Source organism: Streptomyces sp. NPDC053542 (assembly GCF_044544685.1).
Classification (GTDB): domain Bacteria; phylum Actinomycetota; class Actinomycetes; order Streptomycetales; family Streptomycetaceae; genus Streptomyces.
In genome coordinates this window covers 318,466-330,562 of the sequence record NZ_JBITXL010000010.1, presented here as the reverse complement: position 1 = coordinate 330,562, position 12,097 = coordinate 318,466, and the positions used below count along the sequence as shown (strand labels likewise).

The following is a 12,097-nucleotide window of genomic DNA, read 5'->3' as shown; positions in this document are numbered from 1 at the left end:
TTCAGCAACGCCCTTCAGTTCGGTCTCCGGTGAGCACGAGCGGACCGGAGGGGGTCGGCGGCAGTCGTCGGATGAGCTCGGCGGTGAGCTCGGCGGGGGTCGGGAAGTCGAACAGCAGGGTCGCGGGCAGCGCGAGGCCCGTGGCCTCGGCCAGCCGGCCGCGCAGCGTCAGCGCCATGCGCGAGTCGACGCCCAGCTCCCTGAACGTCCGCGCCGGATCCACACGCTCGCCGCCCGCGTCACCCCGTACCTCGTCGGTCGTGCGCGTCACGAGGGACAGCACGTCCCGGACCGGTGCGGCCCGGCGGACCGCCGGTCGGTCCGGCGGGGATACGGTCTGTGCCGCGGCCGGCGTGGGAGGCGCGCCGCCCAGCCAGTGCCGGCGGCGCTGGAACGGATAGGTCGGCAGGTCGGTGAGGGCCGTGCCCGGCCCGTGTACCGCGCGCCAGTCCACCGGTACGCCGTGCAGGTAAGCGCGCCCCAGCAGTTCGGCCACGCCCAGCGTCTCGTCGGGGCCGGCCAGCGGCGCGGCCAGGGTTGCGGTCCCGCTGTCGTCCGCCTCGCCGACCATCGTGGACAGCCCGTGCCCCGGCCCCGCCTCGACGAAGAACCGCACGTCGTGGTCGCGCAGGGTGCGGACGCCGGCGGCGAACCGCACGGTCCGGCACAGGTGTTCCGCCCAGTACGCGGGTGTCGTGAGGTCGTCAGGGCCCGCGAGCCGGCCGGTGACGGAGGAGACGACGGCGGGCCCCGAGGGCGCGTGCCACGTCAGCCCCTCCCCGAAGGCCCGCAGCTCCTCCTGGATCGGCGCCATCAAGGGGGAGTGGCCGGCCCGGCTGATGCGGAGGAGACGGCCCCGGCGGCCGAGCCCGGCGAAGTGGTCGGCGATCCGCGTCACTTCGCGTGCGTCGCCCGACACCACGAGCGAGAGTGGGCTGTTGACCGCGGCGATGTCCAGGCGGTCGGCGCGGGACGCGAGCAGCGGCCGCACCTCGTGCTCGTCCGCCTGCAGCGCGACCATCGCGCCGGACGCGGGGAGGCCGCTGATGAGCCGGCCGCGCTCGACGACGAACGCGGCGGCGTCCGCCAGCGACAGGACGCCCGTCACGTGCGCGACGGCGATCTCGCCCTGCGAATGCCCCAGGAGGCAGTCGGGCACCAGGCCCCAGGACTCCAGGAGCCGGTACAGCGCCACCTCCAGCGCGAACAGCGCGGGCTGCGCGTACTGGAGCTGGTCGAGCCAGTCGTCCCGGCGCCACATCATGTCGTGCAGCGGACGGCCGAGCGGCTTCTCCAGGGCCGCGGCGACCTCGTCGAACGCCGCGGCGAAGGCCGGCTGGGCCGCGTACAGCCGCTGTCCCATGCCGGACCGCTGCATGCCCTGCCCGGGGAACAGGAACGCCGTACGTCCCCCGCCGGGCAGGCCCTGGAGCACCCGGTCGGCGCTGTCCCCGGCGGCCAGGGCGCGGAGCCCGGCGACGGCGTCGTCGGTGCCGGCGGCCAGGACGGCGGCCCGGTGCCGGAGCACGGCCCGGGTGACCGCCAGGGAGCGCGCGACCGTCCGGGGCTCCGGGGCCCGCGGGGTGTCGAGCAGATCGGCGAGGCGCGCCGCCTGCGCACGCAGCGCGGCCCGGCTGTCCGCCGAGAGCACCCACGGCAGCGGACCGGCCGCGTCCGCCGGGGTGCCGGCGGGCCGCTCGGGCGCCGCCCCGGGCCCCACAGGAGGCGGACCGGCCAGTACCGCATGGCAGTTGGTCCCGCCGAGTCCGAACGAGGAGACGCCCGCGACCCGCCGGTGCGCGTCCCGCGGCCAGTCCGCTCCGTCCGCGCACACCCGCAGCCGCAGCCCAGTCAGGTCGATGCGCGGGTTCGGCTCCTCGAAGTGCAGGCTGCGCGGAATGCGTCCGTGGTGGATGCTGAGCGCCGTCTTGAGGAAGCCGGCGATGCCGGCGGCCGCCTCCAGATGGCCGATGTTCGTCTTCACCGAGCCGACCAGCAGCGGCCGTTCGGCGGGCCGGTCCCGGCCGAGGACGCCGCCGAGCGCCGCGGCCTCCACCGGGTCCCCCACCCGGGTTCCCGTACCGTGCAGTTCGACGTACGCGACGTCCTCCGGGGCGACGCCCGCGCGCCGGTACGCCAGGCTCAGCACCGCACGCTGCGCCGCCGCGTCGGGCGCGGTCAGGCTCTCGCCGCCGCCGTCATTGTTGAGCGCGCTGGACAGCAGGATGCAGTAGATCCGGTCGCCGTCGTGCACCGCGCGGGACAGCGGCTTGAGGACCACCACGCCGCCGCCCTCGCCGCGCACGATGCCGTCGGCCCGCGCGTCGAAGGTGCGGCAGCGGCCACCGGGGGAGAGCGCGCCCAACTGCCGGACGGCCGCCTCGCTCTCCGCCGCCAGGTTGAGCTGCACGCCCCCGGCCAGCGCGAGGTCGTACTCGCCCAGCCGCAGCCCGGCCGCGGCCTGGTGCACGGCGGCGAGGGAAGCGGACTGGCCGGTGTCCACCGTCAGGCTCGGCCCGCGCAGCCCGAAGGCGTACGAGACGCGGTTCGCGAGGAACGCGCGCGCCGTGCCCGTGAGGGTGTAGGCCGTGGCGGCCTCCGGACCCCGCGCGCGGGAGAGGAAGGCGTAGTCGTCCGATCCGGCGCCGACGAAGACGCCGGTGCCGCTGCCGCGCAGGGCGTCCGGTGCGATCCGCGCGTCCTCCAGCGCCTCCCAGCACAGTTCGAGGAGCAGCCGCTGCTGCGGGTCCGTCGCGTCGGCCTCGGGTGCCGGCATGCGGAACAGCCCGGCGTCGAACCGGTCGGCACCGTCGATGTACCCACCGGGGGCCAGCCCCGCGGGCCGCCACTCGGGCGCGGGCCCGACGGCATCCCGGCCTTCGTCGAGCAGCCGCCAGAACTCGGCCACCGAGGCGGCCCCCGGAAGCCGGCAGGCCATGCCGACGACGGCCGGCGGATCGTGCGCCTCCGCGCCGGCCGGTTGGTGCAAGGGAGAAGCCACGTCATCCTCCGTCGGTAACCACGAGGGGTGGGTGTGTGCCGCGGTCGCGCGGCCGTGCCGCTACCGGCTCCCGGCCGGCGCGGCGGCCACGGCCGGTGCCGCGAGGGCCGCGATGCGCTCCCGCGCCGCGGCCACCGCGGCCCGGTCCGCCGCGTCGCCGCGCGGCCGGTCCGGCAGCAGCGGGGCGACCTCGCTCGGGCCGCGCACGACGCGTACGTGCCGGCGGGCCAGTGCGCTCAGGCTGTTGCCGGGGCCCGCTTCGACCAGCACGCAGTCGTGATCGGCCAGCAGCCGGTCCAGGGCGGGCGCGAAGTACACCGTGTCCGCGGCCTGCCGGGCCCAGAAGCGCGGGTCGCGGGCCTGCTCGGCGGTGAGCACGGCGCGGGTGTACGCGGAGTACACCGGCAGCCGCGGCGGGCCGAGCGGTACGGCGCGCCAGTCGGCCATCGACTCCTCCACGGCACCGTCGACGACCGGGCTGTGGAACGCCTGCCGGGCCAGCGCGTCCCGGCAGACCAGACCTCGCTCCCGCAGGACGGCGGCCGCGCGGTCCAGCGCCGCGCGTTCGCCGGCGAGGAGCAGCTGGCGCGGCGCGTTGAGCGCGGCCAGGTGCACGTCCCCGCCGAGCAGGTCGGCGACCTCCTCGACGCCGGCCGCGACGGCGAGCATGCCGCCCGGCGGGGTCTTCGCGAACTGCTCGATACGGGCCCGCATCAGCCGGATGCCGTCGGGGAAGGCGAGCACGCCCGCGAGCGTCGCCGCGGTGAGTTCGCCCACGCTGTGGCCGAGCAGGGCGGCAGGGCGTACGCCCCAGCCGAGCACCATCCGGCCCAGGGCGTGGTTGACGGCGTACAGGAGCGGCTGGGAGACGGTCACGTCGTCGAACGCCGGCGAGGGCTCGGCCGCCAGCCACTCCGCCCGGGTGCGGCGACCGTCCTCGCCGAGCAGCGCGAACGCCTCGTCCATGGTCTGCGTGAAGACCTCGTCGTGCCCGTACAGGCCCGCGGCCATCCGTGGGTGCTGGGCGCCCTGACCGGGAAAGACGAGCGCGATCCGCAGTCCGGGCTGCTGAGCCGGGGCTGGCATGGGTTCCCCTTTCGGTGGGTCCGACCTCCGCCGGACTCCGAAAGGGATACGTGGCGCCGTTAGAGGCTCATCCGAGGATCGTCCGAGCGGATCGTCCGAGCGGGGAACCGCGGCCGGCCCTCCGAAGATCCTCGAAACGCCGTGGACCGCGTCCGGGCATGCTCGCCCCCTCAAAGAGCCCGTGTCCGGCACGGCACACGGTCGAGAAGGGGGACGGCGTGCGGTACGAGCGGTTGTACGTGGCGGGGACGGGCCTGCATCTGCCGGCCGCGGTGGCCGCGGAGGCGGCGGTGGACGCGGGGCTGTGCGACCCCAGGGCCGTCCGCCGCATGAGGATGCGCTCCGTATGCGTGTCCGACGCGGAGTCGGGGCCGGAGATGGCGGTGCACGCGGCGCGGGCCGCGCTGCGCCAGGCCGGGACGCGGCCGGACCACATCGGTCTGGTGCTGCACGCCTGCACCTACCACCAGGGTCACGACCTGTGGGCCCCCGCTTCCTATGTACAGCGCATGGCGGTGGGCAACGCCTGCCTGTCCGTCGAGGTGCGCCAGCTCTCCAACGGAGGCATGGCCGCCATGGAACTGGCCGCCGCCCATCTGAGTGCCCACCCCGACCGGCACAGCGCGCTCGTCACCACCGGCGACCGGTTCTGCCCGCCGGGCTTCGACCGCTGGAACACCGACCCCGGAACGGTCTGCGGCGACGGCGGGACGGCCATGGTGCTCTCCACCCGCGGCGGCTTCGCCCGGGTACGCAGCCTGGTCACGGTCTCCGACCCGGAACTGGAACACATGGGCCGCGGCGCCGACCCCTTCTCGGACGCTCCCCTCGGCGCCCGCTCACCGATCAGCATCGAGACCCACCGGACGGCGCTGGCAAAGGAGTTCGGCATGAACGAACTCCTCAAACGCCTGACGGTAGGTCAACTGGAGGCGTACGAGCAGGCACTGGCGGACGCGGAGACCGCCGCGACCGCCGTGGACAGATTCGTCCTGCCGAACCTTGGCCACCCCAAAATGGACTTCCAGTTCTTCCGCGCCCTCGGCATCGAAGAACGCCGGACGACCTGGACGTGGGGAAGCGGCATCGGCCACCTCGGCGCGGGCGACCAGATCGCCGGTCTCACCCACCTCATGGACACAGGCGCCCTGCCGCCCGGCGCCACCTGCGTTCTGCTCGGCGCCGGGGCCGGCTTCTCGTGGTCGGCGGCCGTACTGGACATCGTGGACACCCCCGTCCCGCACGACACCGCCTGGTGACACAGAAGCCCACAGATCGGTTACCGCTCAATTCCCCGTCCCGGATTTCGCGCGACCCGCCGGTAACTCTCCATTGCCGCTCAAATATCCGCGCGACCGGGAAGTGACCCTCAAGTTCTCCCCTCACCCGGGCACTACCGGCGAGGAACCTCATGTTTCGCGCAAATCTTGTCCATGATCGTTGCTCAAGTATTTGGCGTACACCAAGGTTTCGGGAAACCTCTCGCACAATTCCCTCGGAGGCTCCATGGGTGTCCGCCGTGCCGTCGTCGCAGCCGTATCCGCGGCGACAGTGTTTTCCCTCCCCTTTGTTCTGCCGTCCAGTGCCGCAGGTTCCGCCGCCCCTGCCGCGAGTACTGACGCCACCCCCGCCCCCTCAGGGCCGCGCCCGCCCGCGGAACAGCCCGTCGCCGAAGGCAGTGGCGGCGCGGTTTCCAGCGTCAATCCCTACGCGTCCCAGGCCGGGATCGACGTCCTCGAGCACGGGGGAAACGCTGTGGACGCCGCGGTGGCCACCGCGGCCGCGCTCGGTGTCGTCGAGCCGTACTCCGCCGGGGTCGGCGGCGGTGGCTACATGGTCTATTACGACGCCGCGGCCCACCGGGTGCGCACCATCGACGGCCGTGAGACCGCCCCGGCCCGTATGCGCTCGGACTCCTTCATCGACCCGTCGACGAAGAAGCCCATCCCGTTCGACGAGGCCGTCAACTCGGGCCTGTCCGTGGGCGTTCCGGGAACGCCCGCGACCTGGCAGAAGGCGCTGCACGACTGGGGCACGGTGCCGCTCGCGCGGGCCCTCAAGCCGGCCACCCGGATCGCTGACGAAGGCTTCATCGTCGACCACCAGTTCCGCGCCCAGACCGAGATGAACGAGGACCGCTTCCGGAAATTCCGCTCCACCAGCGACCTGTTCCTGCCGGGCGGCGAACTCCCCGCCGTCGGCTCGCGGTTCCGCAACCCGGGCCTGGCCCGTACGTACCGGGAACTGGCACGCGACGGCGTCGGCGCGCTCTACCACGGCGACCTCGGGCGTGATGTCGTGCGTACGGTTCAGAAGCCGCCCATGGCCGACGGCGCCGACCCCGTACGCCCCGGCCTGATGGAAGAGGCCGACCTCGCGCGTTACGGAGCGCTGGGACAGGCACCCACCCGTACTACCTACCGCGGGCTCGACGTGTACGGCATGGCGCCGTCCTCCTCCGGCGGCACCACCGTCGGCGAGGCCCTGAACATCCTGGAGAACTACCACCTTTCCTCCTCCGACCGGGTCCAGGCACTCCACCACTACCTGGAGGCCGCCCGGATCGCCTTCGCCGACCGCAACCGCTGGGTGGGCGACCCGGCGTACTCCGACGTGCCGACGAAGGAACTGCTCTCCAAGGACTTCGCCAAGGACCGTTCCTGCCTGATCCGGCCGGACGCCACGCTCACCAGCCCGGTGGCTCCCGCCGACCCGCGCAAGCCCGGCTCCGCGTGCGCCAAGGGCACCGGCAGCAAGGAGGCGTACGAAGGGCCGTCGACCACCCACCTCGTGGCATCCGACCGCTGGGGCAACGTGGTCTCCTACACCTTGACGATCGAACAGACCGGCGGTTCGGCCATCACCGTGCCCGGCCGCGGATTCCTGCTCAACAACGAGCTGACCGACTTCAACTTCACGCCGGTCACGCCGGGTGCGCCGGACCCGAACCTGCCGGGCCCCGGCAAGCGTCCGCGCAGCAGCATGTCACCGACGATCGTGCTCAAGGACGGCAAGCCGTTCATCGCGGTGGGCTCACCGGGCGGCGCGACCATCATCACCACTGTGCTGCAGACCCTCGTCAACCGGATCGACCTGGGCATGACGCTGCCGCAGGCGGTGGCCGCGCCGCGCATCTCGCAACGCAACACCACCAAGACCGAAGCCGAGCCGGCCTTCCTCGACTCGCCGGAGCGAACGGCCCTGGAGCGCCTCGGCCAGCACTTCGTCCTGGCCCCGTCGACCTTCACCCCGTCACCGGAGATCGGGGCGGTGGCCGCCCTGGAGTTCCGGCCCGACGGCCGCACCCAGGCGGTCGCCGAACCCGAGCGCCGCGACGGCGGCTCCGCAATGGTGCTCCACCCGACGCGCTGACGCCCGAGACACCCGAGACGCCCGAGACGCCCGAGGGCGCCCCCTCACACCGCAACGAACGGCCCGCCGACCTGCTCCTCAGCGGGCCGTTCATCCGCATGTCCGCACTCGGACAGCTCCAGCGGCTCGGGACGGGTCTGTCTCGGACACACAGTTCACACCCGCGATGCGGCTACTTCCTCGGGTGCTTCTTTGGTGTCGTCACCGGGCGGTCGTGGGCGAGTTCGTCGAAGAGTTTGCGGGACTGTTTCTTGTCCCATGTGATGACGCTGCCCTTGGAGGTGGGGATGCCGATGCCGGAGACGGGGACGTTGAGCTGTTCGCCCTTGCCGTTGGAGACGGCCTGGACCGCGCGGAACAGTTTCGTGAGGTCCTCCAGGCTCGTGCCCTTGTCGACGATGAGGGTGTCCAGGCCCGCGTCGACGGTCGGGTAGATCTCGGACGGGTCGAAGACGGTGCCGGGCCTGGCGGCCTGGTGGGCGAGGGACGCGAGGAATTTCTGCTGGTTCTTGGTGCGTCCCAGGTCACCCTCGGCTTCCTGGTGTCGTTGGCGGACGAAGGCGAGCGCCTCTCTGCCGTTGAGGGTTTGGCAGCCCTTTTTGAGGTCGGCGCCGGACTTCTTGTCCTTGATGCCCCGCTCCAGACACATCCGGACGCCGCCGACCGCGTTGACGATGTTCACGAAGCCCGCGAAGCCGATTTCCGCGTAGTGGTCGATGCGGACGCCGGTGTTGTATTCGATGGTGCGGGTGAGGAGTTCGGGGCCGCCGTAGGAGAACGCGGCGTTCAGCTTGTCCCCGGTGGGTCGTGCGGTCTTGCCCGTGGCCGGGTTGGTGTGGCCGGGCACGGTGACCCAGGAGTCGCGGGGGAGACTGACCATGCTGGTGCCGTGGGCGCCGGTGTGCAGCAGGATCATCGAGTCCGTGCGGCGGCCGCCGCCCCCGCCCGCGTGCAGGTCCTTCTGCTCGCCGTGGGAGAGTCCGTCGCGGCTGTCGGAGCCGACGATCAAGTAGTTGGTGCCTTTGCCGCGCGGGGGACGGTTCCCGTACGAGTCGAGGTCGACTTCGCGGTTGAGCTTGGTGTCGGCCCAGCCGTAGGTGCCGACGGCGCCCGCGATGACGGCGGCGATGAGGCCGAGCGCGGCACGCCGCAGCCGGTGCCGCTTCGTGGGCCTGCGGGCGTGGGCGCGTCGTGGCCCGTAGTGGGAGGAGGGGCGGTCGGCGTAGCTCTCGGGGACGACGGACACGGTGCGGCCGCCGCGAGGGGCGGGGAGCGTTCCGTTCGGCTCGGCGGCGTTGCGGCCGCGTGGCCCCCGGTACGGCAATTCCTCGCCCCACAGGTCGTGCGGGTCGCTCATGGTCCGACTCCCTTCGTCAACAGACCCGGGCTCGGGGCCTCCTCCAGCAGGTACGGGTCGGCGGTGCCGGTGCGGGCCATGCTGTGCCACTTCAGGCGGGTGCCGAGCAGGGCGGTGATCACCGACTGGATGACCACGAGGTACAGCAGCTGCCGGTAGACGAAGAGCTGGAGCGGCAGCACCCACATCACGCTCAACTTCTCCCGGTCCAGCCGCAGCGCGTACGCGGCGGTGAGCATCTGCACGAAGAGGCAGCCGAGCCAGACGAGGATCGCCTGCGTCGGGTCCCGGAACAGCACGCCGTACAGGGCGAATACGTCCACTACCGGTGCGAACAGTGGCAGCAGGATCTGGAACAGGAGGAGGTAGGAGAGCGCCCGGCGGCCGAAGCGTCCGGCCGGGCCCATCTCGAAGACCGAGCGCCGGTGTTTCCACATGGACTGGAGCGTGCCGTAACACCACCGGTAGCGCTGCCGCCACAGCTGGCCGAGCGAGCCGGGGACCTCCGTCCAGGCAACGGCCGACTGCTCGTAGACGACGCGCCAGCCGGCCCGCCACAGCGCCATCGTGAGGTCGGTGTCCTCGGCGAGGGTGTCCTGGCTGACCCCGCCGATACCCATCAGCGCTTCCCTGCGGAAGGCGCCGATGGCACCGGGGACGGTCGGCATGCACTCCAGGACCTCGAACATCCGGCGGTCGAGGTTGAAGCCGATGACGTACTCCAAGTGCTGCCATCTGCCCAGCAGGCGGCGGCGGTTGCCGACCTTGGTGTTGCCGCTGACCGCGCCGACGGCCGGGTGGGCGAGCGGCTGCACGAGCCGGGTCAGCGCCTCCGGTTCGAAGACGGTGTCGGCGTCGACCATCACGACGATGTCGTGCCGGGTGTACGCCAGCCCGGTGTTGAGGGCTCGGGGCTTGCCGCCGTTGGGCTGCCGCACCACCCTCACACGGGGGTCGTCGATGCTCTCGGCGATCGCCGCCGTGCTGTCCGTCGAGCCGTCGTCGATGACGACGATCTGCAGATCCGGGTGGCTGGAGGCCAGCAGCGAGTGAACGGTTGCGGCGATGCCCGCCTCCTCGTTGTACGCGGGTACCAGCACCGTCACCGGTTCGGTCACGGGCCTCAGCCGTGGTGTGCCGGGCCGGAACCGGTGCAGCCGCCGTACGTGTGCGCGGGCGAAAACAACGAGCATGAGCAGCCGCACCACGCTGAGCGCGCCCGCGACACCGAGGGCCCAGGCCATCACGGTGGTGAACGTGTGCCCGAGGCGCTGCGCCCAGATCAGTCCGGTGCCCGCCAGCCGTTGGGGGAGGGGGGCCCGCGTGTTGGGGAACGGATGGCCGATCCCTTCGCTGACGGTGGTGAACCGCCGCACGGTGCGGTCGCGCAGCAGCGCCTCCGCCTCGCGGTAGCCGAGGTCCGTCTGGCTGTACTGCGTCACCACGCCTTGCCACGGCTTGCGTGACTTGCGGTCGGCGGCCACCAGCAGATAGCCCTGCGAGGAGGCCCGTTCGGCAGCCGTCCACTCGGCGCCGCAGAGGGTGTCGGCCGCGGTGGTGTGCGGCAGCCGCAACAGCCGGGTGTTGACTCCCGCTGTGCCTGCCAGCGCGGTCTGCGTGAGGGACAGCTCCATGCGGGCACGCAGGGGTGAGGCGGCGCCGAGGTCGCCGCCGGTGTAGGTGTACGAGCCGATCTCGTGTCCCTCGTCGAGGATCCGCCTCATCAGCGCCGGGTGCCGCGCCGCGCGCGAGCCGTGGACGAAGAACGTGGCCTTCACGTGGTACTTGCGCAGCAGGCCGAGCACGCGCGGCGTCCACTCCGGGTCGGGGCCCCCGTCGAAGGTGAGCGCCGCGGTGCCGGCCGGCATACGCACTGTTTCGATCCGGTCGTCGCCGATCCGCAGTACGGGGCTTCCGTTGTCCGCCTCGCGCGGGATGGGCGTGCTGCACGGGCGCTTCGAGCGCGCCGAGTCGACTTCATGCGTGGTCCACCCCTCGAAGGCGAGGGCGGTGATGACCACGGTGAGGACGAGCAGCAACAACGCCCAGTGCCCGCGCGGGGGCCGGCGTATTGCATGCCGGCTCACCTCTCCACGCCCCCGTGCCGGGCCCCGGCTTCGGCTCCGGGGGAGGGCGGGGTGCGGCCGTGCGGGGCGCGGGGGCGCTCGGGACCGCCAGGCATGCGGGGGGCGCCGATGCGGTGCGCCCTGCCGGGGGCCGGGCCGGCGTTTCCGCCGACCGGCCGTTCATGGCCCGTGCTGGGCTTCCCGCCGACCGGCCGTTCGTGGCCCGTGCTGGGCTTCCCACCGACCGGCCGTTCGTGGCCGACCGGCCGGTTTGGGGCCGTGCTGGGCTTTTCGCCGCCTGGCTGTTCGTGGCCCCTGCTGGGCTTCCCCCCGACCGGCCGTTCGTCGCCGACTGGCCGGTCGGGTGCTGGGTTGGGCTCTCCTCCGCCTGGCCGGTCGGGGTCCTGGCTGGGCCTTCCGCCGCCTGGCCGTTCGTGGTCGACCGGTCGTTCGTCGGGGTCAACCGGTCGTTCGTCGGGGTCGACCGGTCGTTCGTCGGGGTCGACCGGCCGTTCGTGACCGGCCGGTCGTTCGTGGCCGACCGGCCGTGGGCCCGTGGTGCTGGGCGGCTGCTGCCCGATGGGCTGCCACAGCCCGCCGATCAGCATGCCGACGAGCAGCAGATACCCGAGGCACGCGAATCCGACGGCCACCGCCACCAAGCGCGAGAGTTTCCTGCGCCAACCTGAATTATCGATGAATACCGGGCAATGTGTCTGTTCTGCGCGGCGCGAGTGGTGTGTCATGGGAAGATCCCGCTGCGCCGGCGCGACCTGCCCGGCCTCGCCCTCCTGAGAGGGAGAAAAGGGATCAGGGAAGCCTTCGGCTTCCGGCTCGCTTGGTATGTGGGGAGCGCCTCGCACTCAGTACTCCTGATCTGCGGCCACGCGCACGGGGGCGCGCACGGGGCCCATTTTCGTGGGGGTGCCGAGCCCAAAGGCCCGGTTTGCACTGGAACGCGATGCCCCGAGATTCCGGGAAAGCCCCGAACATTACAGAAAGAGCTCCAATAGCTCCGTAATTCGGCAGGCGATCGTGGTCTCCCCGGCAGGCCGGAAAGACCACGTGAGCATGCTTCTCGGCACAGCCGGCACAGTCGGCAAGGTCCACGGAGCGCCGCGGATTCACTCGCCCAGCAAACGCACGCTGGGTCGGTTCCCCAGCCGCTCCTGACGACCGCGTCGGCCTCGACGCCCAGTAACTATTCGCCGATGG

At 72.4% G+C, this 12,097-nt stretch carries 7 protein-coding genes; 3 read left to right on the top strand and 4 right to left on the bottom strand.

Annotated features, from left to right (window positions below):
- Window position 1: 1 nt before the first annotated feature.
- Complete coding sequence (locus ACIGXO_RS27500) at window positions 2–3,001, bottom strand: type I polyketide synthase (RefSeq protein ID WP_399792075.1); 3,000 nt, start codon at window positions 2,999–3,001, stop codon at window positions 2–4.
- Between the two features lie 60 nt (window positions 3,002–3,061).
- Window positions 3,062–4,087 (bottom strand): acyltransferase domain-containing protein, encoded by a 1,026-nt coding sequence (locus ACIGXO_RS27495; RefSeq protein ID WP_399792073.1) that lies wholly within the window; start codon window positions 4,085–4,087, stop codon window positions 3,062–3,064.
- Between the two features lie 158 nt (window positions 4,088–4,245).
- Between ACIGXO_RS27495 and ACIGXO_RS27490 the strand changes: the two genes are divergently transcribed.
- Both ACIGXO_RS27490 and ggt read left to right on the top strand, forming a co-directional pair.
- Entirely contained in the window at window positions 4,246–5,346 is a 1,101-nt protein-coding gene (locus tag ACIGXO_RS27490; protein ID WP_399792071.1) for a ketoacyl-ACP synthase III family protein, read from the top strand.
- A 247-nt stretch (window positions 5,347–5,593) separates the two neighbouring features.
- Window positions 5,594–7,459 carry a gamma-glutamyltransferase gene (gene ggt, locus ACIGXO_RS27485; protein ID WP_399792069.1) on the top strand — a complete coding sequence of 622 codons (1,866 nt, stop codon included), beginning with the start codon at window positions 5,594–5,596 and terminating at the stop codon, window positions 7,457–7,459.
- A gap of 172 nt (window positions 7,460–7,631) precedes the next feature.
- On the opposite strand, the gene ACIGXO_RS27480 is transcribed toward ggt, so the two are convergent.
- Entirely contained in the window at window positions 7,632–8,816 is a 1,185-nt protein-coding gene (locus tag ACIGXO_RS27480; protein WP_399792067.1) for an LCP family protein, read from the bottom strand.
- The gene (locus ACIGXO_RS27475) at window positions 8,813–10,903 is read right to left on the bottom strand and encodes a glycosyltransferase (protein WP_399792065.1); all 2,091 of its coding nucleotides are present in this window, start codon (window positions 10,901–10,903) and stop codon (window positions 8,813–8,815) included. The genes ACIGXO_RS27480 and ACIGXO_RS27475 overlap by 4 nt, the downstream gene beginning before the upstream one ends.
- 233 nt (window positions 10,904–11,136) lie before the next feature.
- Here ACIGXO_RS27475 and ACIGXO_RS27470 point away from each other — a divergent pair, with 233 nt between their 5' ends.
- The gene (locus ACIGXO_RS27470) at window positions 11,137–11,571 is read left to right on the top strand and encodes a hypothetical protein (RefSeq protein ID WP_399792063.1); all 435 of its coding nucleotides are present in this window, start codon (window positions 11,137–11,139) and stop codon (window positions 11,569–11,571) included.
- Window positions 11,572–12,097: the final 526 nt, after the last annotated feature.

Excerpts from the sequence above, each read along its gene's own strand:
- ACIGXO_RS27495 (WP_399792073.1), bottom strand. The coding sequence starts at position 4,087 with ATGCCAGCCCCGGCTCAGCAGCCCGGACTGCGGATCGCGCTCGTCTTT.
- ACIGXO_RS27490 (WP_399792071.1), top strand. The coding sequence starts at position 4,246 with ATGCTCGCCCCCTCAAAGAGCCCGTGTCCGGCACGGCACACGGTCGAG.
- ggt (WP_399792069.1), top strand. The coding sequence starts at position 5,594 with ATGGGTGTCCGCCGTGCCGTCGTCGCAGCCGTATCCGCGGCGACAGTG.
- ACIGXO_RS27480 (WP_399792067.1), bottom strand. The coding sequence starts at position 8,816 with ATGAGCGACCCGCACGACCTGTGGGGCGAGGAATTGCCGTACCGGGGG.